Below are 22,042 nucleotides of genomic sequence, written 5' to 3' on the forward strand. Positions count from 1 at the left end.
ATTACTAAGGTGGTGAATTCATGGCTTCACTAAGAGAAATAAAAGGTCGTATCGGCTCAACTAAAAAGATGAGTCAGCTGACAAGCGCAATGCATATGGTTGCCAACTCGAAACTGTCCAGAGCAGAGCAGAACTCAAAGAAGTTCCAGCCCTACATGGATAAAATCCAGGAAACAGTCAGAGCAATTGCAGCCGGTGATACTGAAAGCTCACACCCTATGTTAGAAGAGAGACCAATTAAGAGAACGGGTTATATCATTATTTCAAGTGACACAGGTAAGGCTGGTCCTTATAATAACAACGTTGTTAAAGCTATCACAGAAGAAGCTGAGAAACGTCATGATAATAATCCCGATTCATACGATTTATTCGTCCTCGGTAAAATTGGCTATGAAACTTTAACAGGGCGTGGCTACCAGGTTACAAATCATCGTCTTGGTTTACCCGATCAGCCGGACTTTGCCAGCGTAAAAGAAATCGCTGTCCAGTCGGTTAACGGATTTATTAACGAAGATATCGATGAGCTTTATATTATTTACAACAAGTTTGTAAATATTTTAGAGCAGCAGGTAACCGTTCGAAAAGTATTACCATTAACAGAAACTGATATTCAAACGGAACAGGCTGATTCTGCACTTGCAGGTTATGAGTTTGAACCGGATAAAGAAACTATTCTAGAAACAATTTTACCTCAGTATGCCGAAAGCTTAATTTACGGCGCACTGCTTGACGCTAAAGCGAGTGAGCATGCAGCACGTATGACAGCTATGAAAGCAGCAACTGATAATGCAACAGAGCTCGTTGGCGATCTTCAGCTTCAGTATAACCGCTTAAGACAAGCGGCGATTACTCAGGAGATTACAGAAATCGTCGGTGGCGCAGCTGCACTAGAATAATTGAGATTAGGAGGAAATTAAATGGCTTTAGGTCAAGTAGTCCAAGTAATGGGACCTGTAGTTGACGTGCGCTTTAACGAAGGTGAATTACCTGAAATTAACAACGCACTTGTAGTTAAAATTGACAATGCTAATTCAGAGCCGATCTCTCTGACACTTGAAGTTGCGTTACACCGCGGCGATAATATTGTCAGAACGATTGCAATGAGTTCTACTGACGGCTTACGCCGTGGTGCTGAAGTTGAGAACACAGGTTCTCCAATCACAGTACCGGTAGGTGAAGTGACTCTTGGTCGTGTATTCAACGTATTAGGTGAACACATCGACTTAGACGGTCCAATTCCGGCATCTGAACGCCGTGATCCAATTCACCGTTTAGCGCCGAAGTTTGACGAATTGTCTACTTCAACTGAAATTCTTGAAACGGGTATTAAAGTAGTAGACCTTCTTGCACCTTATACTAAAGGTGGTAAAGTTGGACTCTTCGGTGGTGCCGGTGTAGGGAAAACGGTTCTTATCCAGGAACTTATTAACAACGTTGCACAGGAACACGGTGGTATTTCGGTATTCGCCGGTGTTGGTGAGCGTACACGTGAAGGTAACGACCTTTACTATGAAATGAAAGACTCAGGTGTTATCGCGAAAACTGCAATGGTTTTCGGTCAGATGAACGAACCGCCTGGTGCACGTATGCGTGTAGCACTTTCAGGATTAACAATGGCAGAATACTTCCGTGACGAACAGGGACAGGACGTACTTCTGTTTATCGATAACATTTTCCGTTTCACTCAGGCAGGTTCTGAGGTATCGGCACTATTAGGCCGCATGCCTTCAGCGGTAGGTTACCAGCCTACACTTGCAACTGAAATGGGTCAGTTACAGGAAAGAATTACATCAACTAACGTTGGTTCAGTAACGTCAATCCAGGCTGTATTCGTACCTGCCGATGACTATACTGACCCGGCTCCGGCTCAGACGTTCGCACACTTAGATGCAACGACTAACCTGGAGCGTAAACTTTCAGAGATGGGTATTTACCCGGCTGTGGATCCACTTGCATCGACTTCACGTGCACTTTCTCCGGCTGTTGTCGGCGAAGAGCACTACAAAGTGGCAAGAGACGTTCAGTCTACACTTCAAAAATACCGTGAACTGCAGGATATCATTGCAATTCTTGGTATGGATGAACTTTCGGAAGAAGATAAGAGTACTGTTGCACGCGCACGCCGCATCCAGTTCTTCTTAAGTCAGAACTTCCACGTAGCAGAACAGTTCACAGGACAGAAAGGTTCTTACGTACCTGTTAAAGAAACAGTTCAGGACTTTAAAGCTATTTTAGAAGGTAAGTATGACCACATACCTGAAGATGCTTTCCGTCTTGTTGGCGGCATCGAAGATGTTCTTGAAAAAGCGCGTCAGCAAGGTGTAGAAGTCTAAAACGGGAGGGTAAAACATGGCAACAATTGCACTTGATGTAGTTACTCCTAACGGTTCTGTTTTTCATGAAGATGATTGTGAAATTGCAATTCTTCAAACTAAGCAGGGTGAGCTTGGTGTGATGGCCGGTCATATTCCGACTGTAACACCGCTTAAAATAGGTGTCCTTCGTGTTAAAATAGACGGTAAATTTGAATACCTGGCTGTTACTGAGGGGTTTGCAGAAATCAGACCTGAACAGATTACAGTACTGGTGCAGGCTGCAGAGTTTTCTAAAGATATTGATTCAGAACGTGCAGAAGCTGCGAAAGTGAGAGCAGAAAATCACCTTCAGCAGTCACAGGATGAGCGTGTCGATATGTATCGTGCGGAACTGGCTTTACAGCGTGCGGTTAACCGTTTAGAAGTATCTAAATATTAATTCAAACTAAAAGACTGGAGATCTCCAGTCTTTTTTTTATCGGAAGGAGGAATTTCTCTGGGCTTTTCACAATTTGCATTAATGCATATAATTCTTCATCTTTTGTGTATCTCACTGGCATTCTGGGTATTAAGAGGAATAAGGATAGAAAGTTTGTTTAATAAGGGTGAAGCCGGTAAGATTCGGCTGGTGCTTATTCTGCTGAGTATTCTTCTCGGTACAGCGATGAGCAATTTTATCATGGACATCTTTAGATATACTCAGGAGGCGGCTCTTCTGTTCAGCTAAATGCTTTACAAGTGATGATGAAACACCGTATTATTATAATGAATGGTATAGAGAAATATGGAGTGAGAAGATGGAAAAGATTATTGTTAAAGGCGGCCGAAAGCTGTCGGGTTCTGTTGAAATAGAAGGAGCCAAAAATGCAGTTTTGCCAATTTTGGCAGCATCGCTGCTGGCTGGTGAAGGACAATCAATAATTAAAAATGTACCCGAATTATCGGATGTAAATACATTAACAAAATTAATTACTACGCTTGGTGCTGAAGCATCAGCGGGAAAAAATAGTGTTGTAATCGATGCGAGCAGTGAATTAAACTGTGTCGCACCATATGAATTAGTAAGTAAAATGCGTGCAAGCATGCTCGTTATGGGACCGCTGTTAAGCCGTTACGGATATTGTAATATAGCAATGCCGGGCGGCTGTGCCATCGGATCACGTCCGATTGAACAGCATATTAAAGGGCTTGAAAAAATGGGCGCGACATTTGAGCAGACTGCAGGTTACATCGAAGGAAAGGTTGACGGACGTCTTCAGGGCGCTAAAATCCATATGGATTTCCCGAGTGTCGGAGCAACTCAAAACTTAATGATGGCTGCGAGTCTCGCTGAAGGTACGACGCATATTGAAAATGCTGCGATGGAACCTGAAATTACTGATCTTGCAAACTACATTAACTCTATGGGCGGCCGTGTTATCGGTGCCGGTACCGGACATGTTAAAATTATCGGTGTTGAAAAACTGACTGGGGCGGAACATCACGTCATTCCGGACCGTATTGAGGCAGGTACATTTATGATAGCCGGTGCAATTACACGCAGTGAAATACTGTTAAAGAACGTTGTAATCGAACATTTATCTGCGGTCGTGGCAAAGCTTGAAGAAGTCGGTGTCCGTTTTGTGGAAGAAGGGAACGATGTCAGAGTCATTCCTTCGGATGAATATAAACCGACGGATCTTAAGACAATGCCGCACCCGGGATTCCCTACGGATATGCAGAGTCAGATGATGGCACTGTTAACGACGATTGACGGAACGAGTATCGTTACAGAAACAATTTTTGAAAACCGCTTTATGCACGTGAGAGAATTTGCAGCAATGAATGCAAATATTTCACTTGAAGATAATCATGCTGTAATCCGCGGCGGCGGGCAGCTGTACGGAGCCACAGTCCGTGCATCGGATTTAAGAGCAGGTGCTGCACTTGTACTTGCAGGTCTTGCAGCTGATGGTTATACTGCTGTAACTGAACTGCAGCACCTGGACCGCGGTTACGTGCGTTTCCATGAAAAACTGAAAACACTTGGTGCTGATATTGAGCGCGTAAATGACAGTGCATCAGACAAGCATTTGGTGACATCAAAGTAAAGGGGTAATACTATGGCAGAACAACAACAGAAAATCGTTCACCGTAGGTTCCCATTATTGGTTAGAATTCTACTGTTTCTCTACGTCGCAATCGTGCTGGTCTTTTTAGGACTGATGATTGGCTTTGGCATACTGGATAATCCGTTTGGGGTTTTCCGTATCGAAACGTGGGAACATATCATTAACTTAACTGGGAGTTGACAATAGAAATGCTGACATATGATCAGATAAAAGCGATAATACCGCATCGTCCGCCGTTTTTACTTATTGACAGAATTACTGAAGTGGAACCGGGGAAGAGCTGTAAAGGAATCAAACAGGTGTCCGGAAACGAACCTTTCTTTGAAGGTCATTTCCCGGACTATGCAGTTATGCCCGGCGTACTGATTGTGGAATCACTTGCACAGGTAGGTGCGGTAGCACTGCTGCAGCAGGAGGAATTCAAAGGGAAACTTGCATTTTTTGCCGGCATAGATAAATGCCGTTTCAAAAAACAGGTGACACCGGGAGATACTCTTGAATTGTCCGTAGAGATTACCAAGCTTCGTGGACCAATCGGTAAAGGCTCTGCTGTTGCAACTGTCGATGGACAGGTTGCATGTCAGTGCGAAATTACATTTGCTATTTCGGATGTTAAAACAGGTGAATAATTAAAAAAGCTGTCAATCACAAACGTGATTGACAGCTTTTTTATTAATTTTCATCTTCTTTTTTAAAGTCATCTTTGGACTCCATACGGGAATTGAACTCATTAATCAGTGATTTGCCTTCGTAGCCTTCTTTAACAAGGAACTCGAGAAGCTCCTCTGCATAGTTTGGACTCTGAACGATGATGTCACCTTTAAAAACAACAGAAATTTTATCGTCCATTTTGTTGATAGCCATCAATTCTGTTGCAAACTTGGCCGGTGCGTTTGACGGACGTGTAATAGTGACCATCATTTCAAGATTGCTGCCTTTCAGTTTTTCCAGTATGGAAGCAAGATCCCCATCCGTTACTATTTCTATAATCCATGGATTATCCCCGTACTCCATATTAATAATCACGCCATCTTTAATTTCCGGCACGATAAAGTTCTGCTCCTGAATAATTTTCAAATCAATTACTTTAAACGATTTCATAATTGTCTGCCCCTTTTTACCAAAGTACAAAATTAATTTATTTGCGGCTGAAAATCCCCGGTATTCAACAAAATGATTAATTTTAATGAACTATTTCCTATTATTGTATTATATATCCGGCTGAAATGAAATTATTGTCTTTTGCAGAAAATTTACTCAGGGATTACATTGGACACAGGAAGGGGGTGATATTGAATGATGAACAAAGTATTGCTTGTCGGCGAACTCGTCAGCAATAATGTTATTGCGAAAAATGCGCAGGGAAGCGTCAATGCATTTATTATTGCAACAGTCCGTGTCCCTAAAGATACACGGCGTGACAAAGAAGTGCATTTCCTTTACTGCAAAGCGTTCGGTAAAAGTATCCCGGGTGTGCTTGACGAAGCGAAGAACGGTGACATACTGTGTGTCAGCGGCCAGCTCGCAACCACATCTTTGACTAAAAAAGACGGCTCAAGGGAATACCGCATGGAAATATGGGCAGAGAGCATAAAACATGTACCTGATAAGATCCGTGAACGCACTGATATAGCAAATCCGTCCCGGTTAATTGAACAGGCAGTACATCATTATAATATTCATGAGTCACTTGGCGAAAAGTATGTACATACACTCAGCCAGGAAAAGACAGAACCGAAGACTGAAAAGGAAAAGCATATCGAAATCATTTCAAATCTCGTTGAAGAAAAAGAAACTGACAACACTGAAGATAAGCCAGGACCTGACGACAATAAGGAAAAAGTTTTAGCCTGACAGATGTCATTACCCTCTTGAACTGTGTTCTACACTCATTCATTCTCACACACATATGCATACTGATGACCAGCTGCGGTTTATCAGTATGCTTTTTTCTGTACAAAGAAACAGTTTCTTTACATTGATTATCATTATGTTACAAATAACAGACTAATCAGTTTTCTGTGAATTTATTTACTGATGCTTTTAAAAGTGCGATGCTGTCGTGTTTTTAAAGTGCTTCTGTAATTTGTTGGAAGCATTGTCATGACGGCAGTCAGATTGATGTAATATATCACACAGTTTAGAAATGAGTTTGTAACAAACTTGTAAAATAAGTACGCTCTTTTTATATTGCTGTAACCTACAAAGTGAAAATATCCTCTATAATGTGAAACAGTGCTAACAAACGCGATGACGAAATCAGTCGTAAATATATAATTAAGATAAATTATTTTTGGAGGAATTTTCAATTATGAAGAAAGTTTTAGCTTTAGGTGCAGCAGTTGCTGTGTCAACAACAATTGCGTACAGTGCAGAAGCGGCATCTCATACAGTAGAATCAGGAGACTCACTTTGGGCTCTTGCTGAAGAAAATAACGTAACTGTCGAATCAATTAAAAAAGAAAACAAATTAACTTCTGACATCATCATTCCTGGTCAGATTCTTGAAATCGGCGAGAAGGAAGAGAAAGAAGAAGTTAAAGAAAATAAAGAAGACAAAGAAGACAAAAAAGAGAAAACTGAAGTTTACACAATCGAAGCGGGCGATACATTATTTGAAATCGCAGTTGAATTTGATGTAACTGTTGCAGATCTCAAAGAGTGGAACAACCTGTCATCAGACCTTATCTTTGCAGGTAAAGAATTAATCGTTTCAGGTGATGCTGTTAAAGCAGCAGCACCGGTTGCAGAAGCCCCGGCTGTAGAAACTGAAACAGAAACTGCAGCGGCACCTGTTCAGGAAGAAACATACGAAGAGCCTGCACAGGCACCTGTTCAACAAGAGCCGGTTCAACAGGAACCTGTTCAGCAGCCTGCGCAACAACCTGTACAACAGCCAGCACAACAAACTCAAAACGTCAGCACAAACAGCTCTAACAACAGCGGTTTAAACTGGGGTGCTTTAGCAGCATGTGAATCAGGCGGTAACCCGAGCGTAGTAAGCTCAAATGGTTTATACCACGGTCTTTACCAGTTTGACGCTCAAACTTGGCAGTCAGTAGGCGGATCTGGTGTAGCTTCAAACGCATCAGCAGCTGAGCAGACTAAAAGAGCACAAATTTTATACAACCAAAGAGGTTCACAGCCTTGGCCTGTATGTGGTGCAAGACTGTAATATTAATACATTCGAAAGACCGGGATTTTTGTCCCGGTCTTTTTTGTGTTAAAACAACTATTGTAAAATTAAATCAGCCGTGGTGTCATGCCGCTGATTAGAGCGTCAGTGTTTAAGCGCCGCAACCTGTTTTGAGCTAAGCGTTAAATGTGTTAGGATTGTGTTAATAAATTCAATAAGAAATCCACTGGGGGCGCCGATACGGCTGAGATAGCAGAAGCTTGTCCCTTTTTACCTGATCCGGGTTATGCCGGCGTAGGGAAGTGCTGATGATAACAGGGGTATATCCGTATATACTCTGACACCATTCAACCCACTTCGCCGGAAGTGGGTTTTTTAATTACAGGAGGATATATAAATGAGTGGGTTACCAATCGGTTTAACTGTTGCGGGCACGGACCCGACAGGTGGTGCAGGTGTATTTGCGGATTTGAAGGCAATGCATTCACGAGGAGTGTACGGAATGGCCGCGGTCACGTCGCTGACAGCACAAAATACTTTAGGCGTGCAGGACGTTTACAACGTACCGGCGGATTTTATCGATAAAGAACTGAACAGCATCTTCTCCGATGAAGTGCCGCATGCGATGAAGACAGGTATGATTGCTGAAGCGGATATGATGGCTGTTATTGCAGAGTATGTCAGAAAGTACAATATTCCGTATGTAATGGATCCGGTAATGATTGCTACGAGCGGAGACCGTCTGATGACAGACCGGTCGATGGCGACGCTGATCGATACACTTATTCCGCTGGCAAATATTGTCACACCTAATCTGCACGAGGCTGAAAGTATTGCCGGTATGAAAATACAGTCAGAAAACGACCTTCACAAAGCACTGAAAGTTTTTGTGGATGATATGGGTGCGGAGAGTGTGATTATTAAAGGCGGTCATCTGGAAGGTGATGCGACTGACTATTTATATGACGGAAGCCGTATTTCAACGCTGTCGGCCAGTCGTATCGATACGGATCAGACACACGGGACCGGCTGTACATTCTCGGCAGTGCTGACTGCGGAACTGGCGAAAGGCCGTACAATTGAAGAAGCGTTTAAAACAGGAAAAGCATATATTACGAACGCAATTCAAAATTCACCCGGTATCGGCAAAGGAAGCGGCCCGGTGAACCATTTCAGTTATAAAGGAGACTGATTCCGATGATTGATGAATTAAGACAGGAACGTCCGCTCGTTGTCTGCATTACGAATGATGTCGTTAAACCGTTTACTGCAAATGGTCTGCTGGCGCTCGGTGCTTCTCCGATTATGAGCGGGGAATCTGATGAAGCTGCCGATATTTTAAAACATGCAGGTGCACTGCTGTTAAATATCGGAACGTGCACTAAAGAGAAACTGCCATTGTATGAAGAGATGGCCCGTTGTGCTAATAACTATAATATCCCGGTTGTTCTCGACCCTGTCGGCTACGGTGCTTCGGCGTTCCGTAAAAATTTCACTGATAAACTGCTCGGGAATTACGATATTGCACTTGTAAAGGGGAATGCAGGCGAGATACATGCGCTAAGCGGCCAAAAGACGCTCTCTAAAGGCGTTGATAACGTAACTGAAGGGAATACAGTTGAAATTGCGAAAACCGCGTATGATGTACTAAAAGTGCCGGTACTGGTGACCGGTGAAACGGATGCGTATGCTGATGGGAATTTAACGAAGACAATGCACAACGGTCATGAATATCTGGAAGTTATTACAGGCTCAGGATGCGTACTCGGTGCTGTAACAGCTTCATTTTTAGCGCTTGAGAATCAGCCGGAAAGCATTGAATATGCTGTCAGTCTGTACAATATCGCAGCGGAAAAGGCAGCGCAATACGCAGAAGGTCCGGGTACATTTTCAGTTAAACTGATTGATGAAATTTATAATTTTAAAACAGATGACTATAAAACGAAGAAGGTGAAAGTCCATGAATAAAAATATATTGCGGCTGTACCTGATCGCAGCATCATCCAGTTTTGAGAATCCGTTAAAAGATCTGGAGACTGCATTTAAATCCGGCGTGACCTGTTTTCAGCTACGTGAAAAAGGCGATAATATAAAGTCGGGACAGGAGCTGCTGGATTTTGCACTGGAAGTTAAAGCGCTGTGTAAAAAATACGCTGTGACATTCATTGTTAATGATAATGCGGAATTGGCAGAATCAGTCGAAGCAGACGGTATTCATATCGGTCAGGATGACGTGAAACCTGAGCTGCTGCCGGAATATTTTTCGGATAAAATTATCGGACTGTCAGTGGGGAATCTAAATGAACTTAAAAAGAGCAGTCTCGATCGGGTTTCCTATCTCGGAATCGGTCCTGTATACAGCACTTTATCGAAAGCGGATGCAGGCGAAGCAATCGGTACTGAAGGTTTAAAAGAAGTAGTTCAGCAGACGGCACTGCCGACGGCAGCAATCGGAGGAATTACAGAAAAAAACTATAAAGACTGTCTGGAAAGCGGGGCGGACGGTATTTGCGTTATCTCGGCAATTACCGGTTCTGACAATATTGAACAAACCGTGACAGCATTGTTGCAGTAACTTTGTGAAATATTAACCATATGCCATGAAATTAGTTTTTATACACTTCTATTTATGGTACAATCTTTTTTATGTGAGATATTACTTAGAGGTGAAGAAATGATTAAAAAGTGGCTATTACCAGCGTCTATGGTACTGGTACTGTTCTTAGCCGGGTGTGACTATTCACAGCCTGAGAACAGAGACGGCTTCTTCTATAATACTCTTGTCCAGCCGATGGATACATTATTGCACTGGCTTGGAGATAATCTGGACCACAACTACGGTCTGGCTATTATCGTCATCACGCTGATTGTGAGACTGGCAATTTTCCCATTCATGATGCGTACATACAAGAATCAGATGATGATGAGAGAAAAAATGAAGATTGTCAAACCAGAAATGGAAGAAATTCAGAAGCGTGTTAAAGTTGCAACGACACAAGAGGAAAAAATGGCAGCCCAGCAGGAAATGATGGGACTGTATAAGAAACATGATATCAACCCGCTTAACATGGGTTGTTTACCGATTCTTATTCAGATGCCGGTCGTTATGGCATTATACTTTGCATTACGATTCCCTTCAGAAGGCGGGATTACAGCATACCCGGACTTCCTGTGGATGGACTTAACGCAGACTGACTACTTCATGGTAGCAATCGCAGGTATTGTTTATGCAATTCAGGCATGGGTATCAATGCGTTTTGTGGCTGAAGAACAGCGCAAGCAGATGCAGTTATTCATGTACATTTCACCATTAATGATTATTTGGATTTCAGCAATTTCACCTTCAGCACTCCCGTTATACTGGGCAGTCGGCGGTATCTTCCTGATCTTCCAGACTTGGGCTGGTAACACATTCTACCGCAAGAAAGTTAATGAAGAAATGGCACCGATTATTGCAGCACACGAACGCGAACAGGCTGAAAAAGCAGCACGCGTTAAAAACGCTAAAGTTAAACCTAAGAAGAAGCGTAAAAAATAAAACATATATCAGTTTTTAAGAGCGGAATCCTATTGGATTCCGCTCTTTTTTATGTGAAAGAAAAATCTCCCGGAGCTCTTAAAAGCTTCAGGAGAGATGTTCAAACTTACAAAATCGGTGATATTAAATTTGCGAGCCCTTCTTTTAACTTAATCCACAGGCCGCGGGTTTCATATTTTTCTTCCGTGAGCATTTCACAGTGTTTAATATCAGCTTCAAATATTTTACGCTGCTTAACCGCTTCTTCTTCATCATAAATAAATGCATTGACTTCAAAGTTTAAAATAAAGCTTCGGTTATCAATATTTGTCGTCCCGATTGACAGAACTTCATCATCGATGACGAATACTTTCTGATGCAGGAAACCGGGCTGATACATGTAAACTTCAGCACCCATTTTCATCAGGGAGCCGACGTTGGAATAAGTAGCCCAGTAGACGAACGGGTGATCGGGGAAACTTGGAATCATAATTTTTACTCTGACTCCGGACAATATCACAATACGCAGTGCCTCCATCATCGACTGGTCGGGAATGAAGTAGGGGGACTGAATGTGTATCGATTTTTTCGCATTATATATCATCTTCAGATAACCATATTTAATCTGCTGGTAATCTTCATCCGGTCCGCTCGATGCGATCTGCATCGTCGTCTGTCCGACTGATGAGATTTCCGGGAAATAGTGATCCTCGTGCTGCATGTTGTTGCGGGTGTCGTGAGAGTTCCAGTCCAGCATGAAGCGGAGCTGGAGAGACTTCACAGCATTACCTTCGATACGGAGATGAGTGTCGCGCCATTCTCCCATCTTCGGATCGCGTCCAAGATACTCATCACCGACATTGGCACCGCCGATATATCCGATTTTACCGTCGATAACGACAATCTTCCGGTGATTGCGGTTATTAATCCGCGGGTTAATTAAGGGCAGCTTGCTCGGGAAAAATGCTTCTACGAGGCCGCCTGCGTGCCGTATATCGTCAAAGTTTCTAAGCGATAAAGACCGGGAGCCGATGTCATCGTATAAAATACGCACCGAGACGCCTTCTTTTTGTTTCTTTAACAGCGCTCTGTATAACTCTGTACCGATGTTATCCAGTTTAAAAATATAATACTGGAAATGAATATGGTCTTTTGCAGCTTCAATATCTTTCAGCATCTGATTGAATTTTTTATGCATATCGGTATAAGTCGTTACGTCGTTGTTGCTTGTAACGAATGACTGATTGTTATAAAGGAGCATGTGTATCATTTTTTTATGTTTTTCTGCAGTCGGGTTAGTAAATGACAGCCTGTTATGAGTGATTTCCTCCAGCTGTTCACTGACGAGGTGCTCAAGCCCGACTTTATCGTCCTCATCCAGTTTAAAGAGTTCCTGACGGTATATTGTTCTGCCGAAAAGCATGTAGAGCATGAAGCCGGCAATCGGCAGAAAGAAGAGCACTAAAATCCATGCCCAGACGCTCTGTGCGCTTCGACGTTCGAGAAATACAAGACCGCCTGCAAGCAGGAAGTTAATTAGAAAAAGAATGACGGTAATGATAGTTATTAACGATGCCTCCGTCATGTAAATATCCAAAATTGGTATCTGCATAGGCGCCCACCTTCTTTGAAGTTTAAAAGTTTTTAAGTCTGTAATATTTAATATCTGAAAAGTATAGATAATTATAGCATAAACAAGTACAATGGAGTTAACTGGAAAAAGGGAGTGTCAATATGCGCAAAAACGACAAAAGCAAAGTAAAAGAAGTTGTCCAGATGCTGCATGAACTCGGTGTTAAGGTGACGGTTTCCAAATCAAGGTTTGAAATTATGAATCGCATAGCAAATAAAGATCAGCTCAGACTGAAAGAAAATAATATTTAAAATAAAAACTGCTGAGGAGGGAATAATCCCTTTTCAGCAGTTTTTATATGTTTTTGGCACCTTTACTGAGATGATGGAAATACATACTGAGCATGATACCGACAGCAAGCATATTGGACCACAGTCCGCTTCCCCCGTAACTTATAAACGGCAGCGGCAGTCCTGTAATCGGCAGCAGCTGTATCGTCATACCGATATTCTGAATAATATGGAAGACGAGCAGTGACAGGTAGCCGATAATGAAATATGCAGCAAAGCTGTCTGTGGCCATAAATGCCATGCGGATTAAATGCATCACAAGCATAAACAATACGATAATTACGACAGTTGAACCCATGAAGCCGAATTCCTCACCGATAATCGTAAAGATAAAATCGGTATGGTTTTCCGGAATGTAAATAATACCTTCTGTGTATCCTTTACCGGTAATTCCGCCGGAACCGATTGCGATCAGTGAGTTGGTCAGCTGGAAACCGCTGTCTGACTGGAAGTCTTCCGGTGTAATCCACGAATATATACGTTCGAACTGGTAAGGATGAATACCGAGATAACGTTCGAGCAGGTCCGGACGGTATAATATACCGAGAATTAATGCAAGACCGGTCGATGCTGCGACTGAGAGCGTCGGGATAATCAGCCACCAGCTGATACCTGACACAACGACAAGACCGAGAAAAATAGCAAGCATTACAAGCATCGTTCCGAGGTCGTTCTGCAGCAGGATGAAAAGCATCGGCAGAATGGAAATCAAAATCAGCTTTAGCAGCAGACGGAGATCCATCGATAATGTATTCGTCAGTTTATATTTGTTATGCTGGCTGATAACGTAAGCCATCGTTAAAATATAAATAATCTTTACGAACTCGGACGGCTGGATACTGAAAAAACCGAATTGATACCAGCTTTTCGCACCGTTAATAATCGGTGTGACCGATGACACGGGTGCAATATATAAAATTACAAGGCTCAGCACACCGAGTATGTACAAAGCCCACGTATAACTTTTAATCAGTTTAAACGGGATGAGCATCAGGCCTGACGCCAGCAGAAATCCGAGACCGTAAAATGCCATCTGACGTGTACTGAAGTCAGTGCCGTACTGGCCGCTGGTCATCGCCGAGCTGATTGACACCACGCTGATTGCAGCGAGGAGCAGGATCAGAATAATAAGAATCCAGTCGATACGTGCAAAGAAGTTTGAATTTTGACGTGTATATTTATTATTACTCAAGAAAGTCACCTAATTCATATTGAAATCATGACATTTAGTATACAACTAATTTATAATTATAAACAGTAAATACAAATATTTAGGATGAAAAATTATGATAAAAGCGACAATCGAACAAATTGCGAAATTTGCAGGAGGTACGATGAACAGCCGTGCAGCGGAGATAAAAACAAACGTAATCAAAGGCGTGTCAATTGATACACGTACTATAGAAGAGGGGAATGTGTTTATACCTTTTAAAGGGGAAAATGCAGACGGCCACAGATTTATCGACATGGCATTCTCAAAAGGAGCAGGTGTAACACTCAGCGAACGGGATGAAGAAAATGCGGATTATCCGGTTATCCACGTTGCAGACGGACTGGAAGCACTGCAGAATATCGCAGAAGCATATTTAAAAATTGTAGATCCTGCGGTTATTGCTGTTACAGGATCCAATGGTAAAACAACGACAAAAGACATGCTGGAATGCGTCCTAAGTTCAAAATTTAAAGTTCAGAAAACACAGGGGAACTTCAATAATGAAATCGGTATGCCTCTGACTATTTTACAATTGGAAGAAGATACTGAAATATCTATACTGGAAATGGGTATGGATAGAATGGGGGACATTAATTTCCTGAGCAGAATGGCGGAGCCGGATGTTGCAGTTATTACAAGTGTCGGAGAATCCCATATAGAAATGCTCGGTTCGCGCGAGAACATAGCCAGGGCAAAATACGAAATTGTGGATCATTTAAAAGGTGACGGCACGTTTATTTATTCTAAGGATTATCCACTGCTTGAGGCCATTGTACAAAAGGATACAGCATATGATATTCATACAGCGGGGATGCTTGACTCCAATGACTGTACAATCAGTAAAGTGACTGAAGACGATAACGGCACACACTTCACATTTAAAAATGTACAGTTCGACATTCCGCAGCTTGGTATTCACAACGCATTGAATGCTTCACTCGCTGTAATGGCGGGGGAGGCGCTCGGTGTATCTCCGAAAGAAGCGGCAGAAAATCTCGCACAGCTTGAAGTGACAAGCATGAGAATGGAACGCGTGACACACCCGAGTGGTACGCTGATTGTCAACGATGCATACAACGCATCAAAAGCGAGTATGATCAGTGCTGTGGATACAGTAGGCCGAATGTCACACAAGAGTAAAATTCTCGTGCTGGCGGATATTCTGGAACTCGGAGATTACAAACAGGAACTTCACGAAGATGTGGCACACTTTATTAATGAAGGAAAATATCAGTTTACGAAAATTTATACGTTCGGTGACGGGGCGGAATATATTCATAATGTTTTAACTGCCGAAGAAAAAGAGCATACGTCATCGATGGAAGAACTTAAAACAAAAGTTCAGCAGCACTTCAATGAAGACACGGTAATTCTGCTGAAAGGATCGCGCGGCATGGCTGTGGAGAGGGTGATTGACGATATCTAAAATCGGAATACTTTTTTTACACGGCTATACGGGCGGCAGATTTGAGCTGGAGCCGGCATTCAGGTATTTAAAAAAACGCTATGACTTTGAATATGAATTCCCCCAGTATCCCGGTCATGGCACAACGCTTAATTTAGCAGCAGCTGCCGGCGATGACTGGTACCGTGAAGCGGAAAAGGCGTATTTCAACCTGGCAGCACGCACCGATAAAATATACGTCATCGGTTTTTCAATGGGCGGTGTGTTCGCGGGCTTTATCGCCCAAAACTATAAAGTCGATAAGCTGGTGTTAATTGCACCGGCATTCGATCATACGAGATTAAGCAGACTGCACAGGCTTAAGCTGTCACCTGAAGAGGTAAATGACCATTTAAAAATGAATCTGGTGTCGAAATTGAGACCGAGACTGAAGAACATTCCTATCAGAGCGATGAAAGAATTCATTAAAATTGTCGATAAGAAAACCGGCGAGCTGGAAAGTATTAAATGCGACACACTTCTCATTCACGGCAGGATTGATCTGCTTGTACCTTACGAGACAAGCATTGAAGCGGCAAAGAAAATCCCGCAGGCAAAACTTGTTCTGATGGAGCACACACCCCACCTGATTATGTTCGCAGAAGACAAACAGCTGGAACTGAACATTCTCGTCGAGAGATTTTTATTTCTTGACATAGAATTAAAATATCTTGTGGATTAAAGTGTTAAGTGTTACTATAGAGAAGTTGTACATGCGAGAAATGAAATAGTCAAAGGAGACTAAAGTTTGAAGATTTTTAAAGAATTAGGTATTAGTGATGATACAATTCAGTCACTAACTGATATGGGGTTCACAGAACCAACCCCAATCCAAGTGGAGAGTATCCCCTTAGCATTAGAGCGCAAAGATATCATCGGTCAGGCTCAGACAGGTACCGGTAAAACCGGTGCATTTGGTATCCCGATTATAGAAAATACAACTAAAGGTGCAGGCACTCAAGTTGTTATATTAACGCCGACGAGAGAATTAGCAGTTCAGGTCAGCGAACAAATTAAATCATTTTCTAAGAGAAAGAAATTAGCTACTGCAGTTATTTTCGGCGGTATGAGCATAGACCGTCAAATTAAAGACCTTAAAAGACAACCCGAAATCATTGTGGGTACACCGGGTCGTATGATCGACCACATCAACCGCCGCACATTGAAGTTACAGGATGTTCACACACTTGTACTGGACGAAGCGGACGAAATGATGAACATGGGCTTCATCGATGATGTTAAGTTCATCATGAGCAAAGTACCGGAAGACAACCGTCACACACTTCTATTTTCAGCTACAATGCCTCGGGCAATCCAGGATTTAGTAACGCGTTTCATGGACAAACCTCACATCGTTAAAACGATGAACCAAAACAATTCCGACCCGCTAATCGATGAATTTTATACAATTGTTAAAGAGCTGGAAAAACTATCTGTATTTACATCATTCCTTGATGTTCACCAGCCTGAACTTGCAATCGTCTTCGGCCGTACAAAACGCCGCGTTGACGAATTAACAAGTGCACTGATTGCAAAAGGTTACCGTGCGGAAGGTTTACATGGAGATATTACTCAATCTAAACGTCTTGAAGTGCTTAAGAAATTCAAGAATAATTCATTAGACATTTTAGTAGCTACTGACGTAGCTGCAAGAGGCTTGGATATTTCAGGTGTATCACATGTGTACAACTTCGATATTCCACAGGATACTGAGTCGTATACACACCGTATTGGACGTACCGGACGTGCCGGTAAAGAAGGAATGGCGTTAACATTCGTCAACCCTGTAGAGATGGACTTCCTGCGTCAGATTGAAAGAGACAAGAAGAAACCAATCCTTACACTTCGTCCACCAAGCAAAAAAGAAGTAGAAAAAGCTCGTGAAAACGAAGTATTTGAAAAAATCGGTGCATGGTTAGCTGATAATAAAAATCAGCATACTTTCGAAGTGGCTGACGGGTTAATGAAAACTCATGAGTCACGCGAAGTTATTGCAGCGTTAGTAAACGAACTTCTGTATGCCAAAGAAGATGACAACATTCAGCTGTCATTTGAAAAACCACTTTCTCGCAAGGGTCACGGCGGGCGCAGAGGTAAATCGAACTATAATAAAGGCGGTCAAAGAGGCGGCAACAGACGCGGTCGCGACGGCGGCAGACCACAAAGAAACGGCGGCAAACGTCACGGCGGTAAACCGTCAGGCGGACGCACAAGCAAACAGGGCCGCGTGTTTAAAGATCACCAGAAATAATAATGAATTAAGAGAGCATTCACTTTACAAGTGAATGCTTTTTTATGTTTTCTGAGTGTTGTATCATAGAGTTAAACTAACAGTTGGAAGGGTTGCTTATGATAGAGTTGAACAAACACGTCAGACCGTATATGACGGTAAAAGCATTATTAATATGGGTAACCAGTATTCTTATATTTGCAGCTGCCGGCATCGCTGTGCATTTCTTTTCATGGCCGGTATGGCTGTATTATATTTTTGCCGGACTGCTCGTACTGGAGCTCGCCGGATATGTTTTCCTGCGGCCATTGATTTACACAAAAGTAACATCATACGAACTGCTTGCAGACAGAATTATAGTCAGACAGGGATTTTTTACAGTAAAAACACAGATGATCCCGATAAAAAGAGCTCAGGGTGTTGAGTTTAAAACAGGCCCTCTGTCGAGAAAGTATGACCTTGCGGCGGTCCGAATTAAAACGGCGGGTCTCGGCATAAACATGCCGCCGCTCCAAATTGATGAAGCAAGGAATCTAAAAACAGCAATCATTGATATCGTAAAGGAGGAAAATACAGATGTATAGTCCTCAAAAGCTGCATAAAATCGCATATGCGGGAAGTGTTGTTAAAGGTATTAAAACGATGTTCTTCCCGGCAATCCTTATCTTCTTTAATATGCGGGAAGAACTGTTCTCCGGTTCGATCAGTCCGTGGATGCTGTTCAGCGGTGCGGGTATACTGGCTCTTGTTTTTATTCTCTTTACAGGTACCGATATGATCAATATTTACCGCACGAGATTTTGGATTGAGAACAATAAATTTATATATAAAAAAGGCATACTGACAAGAAATGAAAAAGAACTGGATATTAAACGCATCCAGTCCATAGACTTTAACCAGCCGTTTTTCCACCGTCTTTTCGGTGCTGTACAGCTGGATATATTAACGCCGGGTGACGGTATTAAAATCGACACGATAAAAAAATCCCAGGCAGAAGAGATTCAAAAGATGATATACGAAGAACAGCAGGATATCGAATCTGAAGATATTTCAGTTAATACGGGGGATTCAAGTCCGTGGCCGAGAGAATCAGCACTTGAAACTGCTCCGAAACCTGCTGTGCGCGAATTTACGACGTTGAAGAAAATGAATACGAAAGAACTTGTTTTAATGGCGATGACAAGCGGAGGGCTCGGTGTCTTTGCAGCGATATTCTTTGGTATTCTGAACATTGTCGGCGGAGAAATTCTGATAGAGAACTATTTTGAGTATTTCAGCAGTCTGGTCAGAAGTATCGTTTTAGGCATCGTGCTGAGTTCACTGCTGTTCGTCGTAATCGGTTATATTATCGGAACCATTATTATTATGGTGCGTAATTACGATTACACATTGAAACAGAGCGGTGACGACCTGACTGTTGACTACGGCTTATTCTCTAAAAAGAATAAAAGCGTCAATATTAACAGAGTACAGAACGTTATTATTTCCGACAGTCTCCTGAGACGGCTAATCGGCTACTATGCACTGTCGGTATCGATTACGAGTGATTCACTGGAGTCCGATCAGATTGATGGAAAAATACAGCTGCTGCCTTTCATTAAAAAGAAAGAACTTTACAGTATTATTGGGGATGTTTTTCCAAACTACCATATGGAAGTGCCAAAGCAGGTCGTGCCGTTTCGTGCAATTCGCCGCTATTTCCAAATTACACTGCTGATTTTTGTTACAGCCGTCGGAACAGCAGCGTATTTTTTCCACGGTGAGAAGTTTATGCTTTACATTTATATTGCTGCGGCAATTATTATCATACTGCTTATAGCCAGCGGCATATACAGTGCGAAAAATGTGGGCTATGCAATTTATAAAGATGAAATTAATTTGATGACAGCATCATTCTTTACACGCCGTCATTTTGCAATCAAGCGCGATAAAATTATCGATACCACATACAGACGCAATCCGTTCTTACACCGTGCGGATCTCGGACATATTGAAATATCGACACCCGGTGGAATTGCAAGTTCATCGGCGGAAATTAAATTTATCGAAAAACACGATATAGATACAATCTGGACATTTATAGAAAGGGGGCATGACGATGAAGCGGATTTCACCGAAAGCGATCAAACTGTGGAGAATCAGGGAATGTATTAATGCCGGGATATGGGCGCTGATTGCAGCGGCAATCGGGATTGCTCAAATCTTTTTGGATTTTATCCCGTGGTGGGTATTCCTGGTGCCGCTGGCAGCTGTAATTTATATACTCATCGTTCATGCATGGATTATTCCGAAACTCCGCTACAAGTATTTCAGATACAAAGTGCTGGAAGATGAGATCCGGATCCACAGCGGTATCTGGTTTAAAATGGAAACGGCTGTACCGCTGTACCGTGTACAGAACATCGATACAACGGTCGGTCCGATTATGAGACGTATGAATTTAAAAGGTATATCCCTGCAGACATCTGCAGAGAAGCTGTATATACCGGAGCTCGAAAACGATAAAGCGGATCAGCTTCGTCATGATATCCGTGAACTGATAAATAAAAATATCATTATTCAAAAAGAGGGAACATTATGATCACAGGTCTCGGAACGGATATTATAGAAATCTCACGTGTTCAAAAAGTGAATAAAGATGACCGCCTGGCAAAAAGAATACTGACTCCTGATGAGATGAATCATTATAACAGTATTAAAAGTGAGGAACGTAAAACCACATACCTTGCAGGGCGTTTTGCTGTAAAGGAAGCATACAGTAAAGCGCTGGGTACAGGAATCGGCAGTGCAGTGAGCTTTAATGATATTAACTGTGTTAACGATGCGCTCGGCAAACCGTCGCTGTCGAATGTGCCGAACGCGCATGTGTCGATATCGCACTCACAGGACTATGCGGTTGCAACAGTTATTATTGAGGAGGCAAAGGAATGAGCGATAAGTATTACAGAAATACAGTGCTCGATGTAAACCTCGGGGCTATTGAAAAGAACTACAGAGCAGTACAGGGAATCAATCCCGAAAAAACTCTGATTGCCGTCGTTAAAGCGAATGCCTACGGACTTGGGGCGAAATCTGTCAGCGAACATCTTGCGGGCGCAGGCGTTACATTTTTTGCAGTGGCAACGCTGGATGAAGCGATTGACTTACGCATGCACGGTATTAAGCAGAAGATTCTCGTACTCGGCACGGTGGACCCGGAACATATTAATAAAGCAATTCAGCACCGTATTGCAGTCACAGCACCCGGTCTTAAATGGCTAAAAGCGGCGAAAGCAGCAGTGAATGAAACGTATGACAAGGAAGTGTGGATGCACATCAAAGTCAATACGGGGATGAACCGGTACGGTACTTCGGATATCGATGAAATCAAAGCGATGATTAAAGAGATTAATAGTTTCGACCGTTTTATATACGAAGGGATATTCAGCCACTTTACTTCGAGTGATGAAGATAACGATGTCACTGCCGGACAGTTTGAACTTTTTAAAAGTATTGTGGATGAAGTCGAACGGCCGGAGTATGTCCATATTTCCAATTCCGGCGGTGCACTGACACTGAAAGAAGATTATACGACTGCAGTCCGCACAGGTATCGCACTGTACGGCTATTATCCAAGCAGCTGGACAGCGATGGAAACAACTGTTGAGCTGACACCGGCGGTTAAACTGACAACTGAAGTCTCAGCTGTTCATCATCTCGAAGCCGGGGAAAGTATCAGCTATGGTAAAAAATATACGGCTCCGGAAAAAGAAACTGTCGCAACATTGCCGATTGGCTATGCTGATGGGTTATTAAGGCGTCATAATGGGTATACAGTAAAATTAGAAGGTGGTACCGACTGTGAAATCGTCGGGACTATCTGCATGGATGCACTGATGATCAGAGTTCCAGAACACACTGATGCCGGACAAAGAGTTAGGATAATTGATGATTCAGAAGAGTCGGGGCAGTCGTTGGAAAGTTACAGTGAATACGCTGACACTATTTCATACGAATCGCTCTGTACTTTCGGCCGCCGTATTCCCCGCCGCTACACGGGCAAAGATATTGAGGAAATCTATAACGAAGTAATTAACTGAAGTACATTCGATTAATAGCAACAAAATCGCTCAAATGTTATGATTAATTCAATAATTGATTTATATGGAGCTGA

General features: G+C 42.5%; 25 protein-coding genes and 1 riboswitch. Of the genes, 22 read left to right on the plus strand and 3 right to left on the minus strand.

What is annotated here, in order from left to right; genetic code table 11:
- The first annotated feature begins 20 nt into the window (after window positions 1-20).
- The 7 genes from atpG to fabZ all read left to right on the plus strand — a co-directional run bounded on the left by atpG (window position 21) and on the right by fabZ (window position 5,055).
- Entirely contained in the window at window positions 21-896 is an 876-nt protein-coding gene (gene atpG, locus RZ44_RS09775) for an ATP synthase F1 subunit gamma (protein WP_035810878.1), read from the plus strand.
- 21 nt (window positions 897-917) lie between these two features.
- Window positions 918-2,333, plus strand: coding sequence for a F0F1 ATP synthase subunit beta (atpD, locus tag RZ44_RS09780; protein ID WP_035810882.1), 1,416 nt, complete (start codon window positions 918-920; stop codon window positions 2,331-2,333).
- Between the two features lie 16 nt (window positions 2,334-2,349).
- Entirely contained in the window at window positions 2,350-2,754 is a 405-nt protein-coding gene (locus RZ44_RS09785; protein ID WP_035810884.1) for a F0F1 ATP synthase subunit epsilon, read from the plus strand.
- Window positions 2,755-2,835: 81 nt separating this feature from the next.
- Window positions 2,836-3,042, plus strand: a complete 207-nt coding sequence (locus RZ44_RS09790) for a DUF1146 family protein (protein ID WP_035810886.1) — start codon at window positions 2,836-2,838, stop codon at window positions 3,040-3,042.
- A gap of 70 nt (window positions 3,043-3,112) precedes the next feature.
- The gene (gene murA / locus RZ44_RS09795) at window positions 3,113-4,405 is read left to right on the plus strand and encodes a UDP-N-acetylglucosamine 1-carboxyvinyltransferase (protein WP_035810888.1); all 1,293 of its coding nucleotides are present in this window, start codon (window positions 3,113-3,115) and stop codon (window positions 4,403-4,405) included.
- Between the two features lie 57 nt (window positions 4,406-4,462).
- Entirely contained in the window at window positions 4,463-4,606 is a 144-nt protein-coding gene (locus RZ44_RS09800; RefSeq protein ID WP_231856261.1) for a DNA-directed RNA polymerase subunit beta, read from the plus strand.
- 8 nt (window positions 4,607-4,614) lie between these two features.
- Window positions 4,615-5,055 (plus strand): 3-hydroxyacyl-ACP dehydratase FabZ, encoded by a 441-nt coding sequence (fabZ, locus tag RZ44_RS09805; RefSeq protein ID WP_035810893.1) that lies wholly within the window; start codon window positions 4,615-4,617, stop codon window positions 5,053-5,055.
- 43 nt (window positions 5,056-5,098) lie between these two features.
- Here fabZ and RZ44_RS09810 read toward each other — a convergent pair whose 3' ends face one another.
- Window positions 5,099-5,527, minus strand: coding sequence for a YwpF family protein (locus RZ44_RS09810; RefSeq protein ID WP_035810894.1), 429 nt, complete (start codon window positions 5,525-5,527; stop codon window positions 5,099-5,101).
- 195 nt (window positions 5,528-5,722) lie between these two features.
- Between RZ44_RS09810 and RZ44_RS09815 the strand changes: the two genes are divergently transcribed.
- The 6 genes from RZ44_RS09815 to yidC all read left to right on the plus strand — a co-directional run bounded on the left by RZ44_RS09815 (window position 5,723) and on the right by yidC (window position 11,100).
- Window positions 5,723-6,280, plus strand: a complete 558-nt coding sequence (locus RZ44_RS09815) for a single-stranded DNA-binding protein (RefSeq protein WP_052108964.1) — start codon at window positions 5,723-5,725, stop codon at window positions 6,278-6,280.
- Between the two features lie 457 nt (window positions 6,281-6,737).
- Entirely contained in the window at window positions 6,738-7,601 is an 864-nt protein-coding gene (locus tag RZ44_RS09820) for a transglycosylase family protein (RefSeq protein ID WP_035810896.1), read from the plus strand.
- Window positions 7,602-7,780: 179 nt separating this feature from the next.
- Window positions 7,781-7,880: riboswitch (TPP riboswitch) on the plus strand.
- Between the two features lie 79 nt (window positions 7,881-7,959).
- A complete protein-coding gene (thiD, locus tag RZ44_RS09825) occupies window positions 7,960-8,754 on the plus strand; it encodes a bifunctional hydroxymethylpyrimidine kinase/phosphomethylpyrimidine kinase (protein ID WP_035810897.1) in 795 nt (264 codons plus the stop codon).
- Between the two features lie 5 nt (window positions 8,755-8,759).
- Window positions 8,760-9,530, plus strand: coding sequence for a hydroxyethylthiazole kinase (gene thiM, locus RZ44_RS09830; protein WP_035810899.1), 771 nt, complete (start codon window positions 8,760-8,762; stop codon window positions 9,528-9,530).
- Window positions 9,523-10,137 carry a thiamine phosphate synthase gene (thiE, locus tag RZ44_RS09835; protein ID WP_035810901.1) on the plus strand — a complete coding sequence of 205 codons (615 nt, stop codon included), beginning with the start codon at window positions 9,523-9,525 and terminating at the stop codon, window positions 10,135-10,137. Before thiM ends, thiE begins: the two co-directional genes overlap by 8 nt.
- A 99-nt stretch (window positions 10,138-10,236) precedes the next feature.
- Window positions 10,237-11,100, plus strand: coding sequence for a membrane protein insertase YidC (gene yidC, locus RZ44_RS09840; RefSeq protein ID WP_035810904.1), 864 nt, complete (start codon window positions 10,237-10,239; stop codon window positions 11,098-11,100).
- Window positions 11,101-11,206: 106 nt separating this feature from the next.
- Here the strand turns inward: yidC and cls are convergent, their stop codons facing one another.
- A complete protein-coding gene (gene cls / locus RZ44_RS09845) occupies window positions 11,207-12,691 on the minus strand; it encodes a cardiolipin synthase (protein ID WP_052108966.1) in 1,485 nt (494 codons plus the stop codon).
- Between the two features lie 122 nt (window positions 12,692-12,813).
- On the opposite strand from cls, the gene RZ44_RS11345 reads away from it, so the two are divergent.
- Entirely contained in the window at window positions 12,814-12,963 is a 150-nt protein-coding gene (locus RZ44_RS11345; protein WP_169516118.1) for an Lmo0850 family protein, read from the plus strand.
- 43 nt (window positions 12,964-13,006) lie between these two features.
- Here the strand turns inward: RZ44_RS11345 and RZ44_RS09850 are convergent, their stop codons facing one another.
- Window positions 13,007-14,194: an FtsW/RodA/SpoVE family cell cycle protein gene (locus tag RZ44_RS09850; protein WP_035810907.1), complete on the minus strand. Its 1,188-nt coding sequence runs from the start codon at window positions 14,192-14,194 to the stop codon at window positions 13,007-13,009.
- 94 nt (window positions 14,195-14,288) lie between these two features.
- On the opposite strand from RZ44_RS09850, the gene RZ44_RS09855 reads away from it, so the two are divergent.
- The 8 genes from RZ44_RS09855 to alr all read left to right on the plus strand — a co-directional run bounded on the left by RZ44_RS09855 (window position 14,289) and on the right by alr (window position 21,968).
- Entirely contained in the window at window positions 14,289-15,641 is a 1,353-nt protein-coding gene (locus RZ44_RS09855) for a UDP-N-acetylmuramoyl-tripeptide--D-alanyl-D-alanine ligase (RefSeq protein ID WP_035810909.1), read from the plus strand.
- Entirely contained in the window at window positions 15,628-16,341 is a 714-nt protein-coding gene (locus RZ44_RS09860) for an alpha/beta hydrolase (RefSeq protein WP_231856262.1), read from the plus strand. The genes RZ44_RS09855 and RZ44_RS09860 overlap by 14 nt, the downstream gene beginning before the upstream one ends.
- 66 nt (window positions 16,342-16,407) lie before the next feature.
- Complete coding sequence (locus RZ44_RS09865) at window positions 16,408-17,910, plus strand: DEAD/DEAH box helicase (RefSeq protein ID WP_035810911.1); 1,503 nt, start codon at window positions 16,408-16,410, stop codon at window positions 17,908-17,910.
- Window positions 17,911-18,008: 98 nt separating this feature from the next.
- Window positions 18,009-18,473, plus strand: coding sequence for a PH domain-containing protein (locus tag RZ44_RS09870; RefSeq protein WP_035810913.1), 465 nt, complete (start codon window positions 18,009-18,011; stop codon window positions 18,471-18,473).
- A complete protein-coding gene (locus RZ44_RS09875) occupies window positions 18,466-20,043 on the plus strand; it encodes a PH domain-containing protein (protein ID WP_035810916.1) in 1,578 nt (525 codons plus the stop codon). The genes RZ44_RS09870 and RZ44_RS09875 overlap by 8 nt, the downstream gene beginning before the upstream one ends.
- On the plus strand, window positions 19,988-20,470 hold the full coding sequence (locus RZ44_RS09880) for a PH domain-containing protein (protein ID WP_035810919.1): 483 nt from the start codon (window positions 19,988-19,990) through the stop codon (window positions 20,468-20,470). The genes RZ44_RS09875 and RZ44_RS09880 overlap by 56 nt, the downstream gene beginning before the upstream one ends.
- A complete protein-coding gene (gene acpS / locus RZ44_RS09885) occupies window positions 20,467-20,820 on the plus strand; it encodes a holo-ACP synthase (protein ID WP_035810922.1) in 354 nt (117 codons plus the stop codon). The genes RZ44_RS09880 and acpS overlap by 4 nt, the downstream gene beginning before the upstream one ends.
- On the plus strand, window positions 20,817-21,968 hold the full coding sequence (alr, locus tag RZ44_RS09890) for an alanine racemase (RefSeq protein ID WP_035810925.1): 1,152 nt from the start codon (window positions 20,817-20,819) through the stop codon (window positions 21,966-21,968). The genes acpS and alr overlap by 4 nt, the downstream gene beginning before the upstream one ends.
- The last annotated feature ends 74 nt before the right edge of the window (window positions 21,969-22,042 follow it).

The sequence above is a fragment of the Jeotgalicoccus saudimassiliensis genome (genome assembly GCF_000756715.1).
Lineage (GTDB): Bacteria > Bacillota > Bacilli > Staphylococcales > Salinicoccaceae > Jeotgalicoccus > Jeotgalicoccus saudimassiliensis.

Excerpts from the sequence above, each read along its gene's own strand:
- atpG (WP_035810878.1), top strand. The coding sequence starts at position 21 with ATGGCTTCACTAAGAGAAATAAAAGGTCGTATCGGCTCAACTAAAAAG.
- atpD (WP_035810882.1), top strand. The coding sequence starts at position 918 with ATGGCTTTAGGTCAAGTAGTCCAAGTAATGGGACCTGTAGTTGACGTG.
- RZ44_RS09785 (WP_035810884.1), top strand. The coding sequence starts at position 2,350 with ATGGCAACAATTGCACTTGATGTAGTTACTCCTAACGGTTCTGTTTTT.
- RZ44_RS09790 (WP_035810886.1), top strand. The coding sequence starts at position 2,836 with ATGCATATAATTCTTCATCTTTTGTGTATCTCACTGGCATTCTGGGTA.
- murA (WP_035810888.1), top strand. The coding sequence starts at position 3,113 with ATGGAAAAGATTATTGTTAAAGGCGGCCGAAAGCTGTCGGGTTCTGTT.
- fabZ (WP_035810893.1), top strand. The coding sequence starts at position 4,615 with ATGCTGACATATGATCAGATAAAAGCGATAATACCGCATCGTCCGCCG.
- RZ44_RS09810 (WP_035810894.1), bottom strand. The coding sequence starts at position 5,527 with ATGAAATCGTTTAAAGTAATTGATTTGAAAATTATTCAGGAGCAGAAC.
- RZ44_RS09815 (WP_052108964.1), top strand. The coding sequence starts at position 5,723 with ATGATGAACAAAGTATTGCTTGTCGGCGAACTCGTCAGCAATAATGTT.
- RZ44_RS09820 (WP_035810896.1), top strand. The coding sequence starts at position 6,738 with ATGAAGAAAGTTTTAGCTTTAGGTGCAGCAGTTGCTGTGTCAACAACA.
- thiD (WP_035810897.1), top strand. The coding sequence starts at position 7,960 with ATGAGTGGGTTACCAATCGGTTTAACTGTTGCGGGCACGGACCCGACA.
- thiM (WP_035810899.1), top strand. The coding sequence starts at position 8,760 with ATGATTGATGAATTAAGACAGGAACGTCCGCTCGTTGTCTGCATTACG.
- thiE (WP_035810901.1), top strand. The coding sequence starts at position 9,523 with ATGAATAAAAATATATTGCGGCTGTACCTGATCGCAGCATCATCCAGT.
- yidC (WP_035810904.1), top strand. The coding sequence starts at position 10,237 with ATGATTAAAAAGTGGCTATTACCAGCGTCTATGGTACTGGTACTGTTC.
- cls (WP_052108966.1), bottom strand. The coding sequence starts at position 12,691 with ATGCAGATACCAATTTTGGATATTTACATGACGGAGGCATCGTTAATA.
- RZ44_RS11345 (WP_169516118.1), top strand. The coding sequence starts at position 12,814 with ATGCGCAAAAACGACAAAAGCAAAGTAAAAGAAGTTGTCCAGATGCTG.
- RZ44_RS09855 (WP_035810909.1), top strand. The coding sequence starts at position 14,289 with ATGATAAAAGCGACAATCGAACAAATTGCGAAATTTGCAGGAGGTACG.
- RZ44_RS09870 (WP_035810913.1), top strand. The coding sequence starts at position 18,009 with ATGATAGAGTTGAACAAACACGTCAGACCGTATATGACGGTAAAAGCA.
- RZ44_RS09875 (WP_035810916.1), top strand. The coding sequence starts at position 18,466 with ATGTATAGTCCTCAAAAGCTGCATAAAATCGCATATGCGGGAAGTGTT.
- RZ44_RS09880 (WP_035810919.1), top strand. The coding sequence starts at position 19,988 with ATGAAGCGGATTTCACCGAAAGCGATCAAACTGTGGAGAATCAGGGAA.
- acpS (WP_035810922.1), top strand. The coding sequence starts at position 20,467 with ATGATCACAGGTCTCGGAACGGATATTATAGAAATCTCACGTGTTCAA.
- alr (WP_035810925.1), top strand. The coding sequence starts at position 20,817 with ATGAGCGATAAGTATTACAGAAATACAGTGCTCGATGTAAACCTCGGG.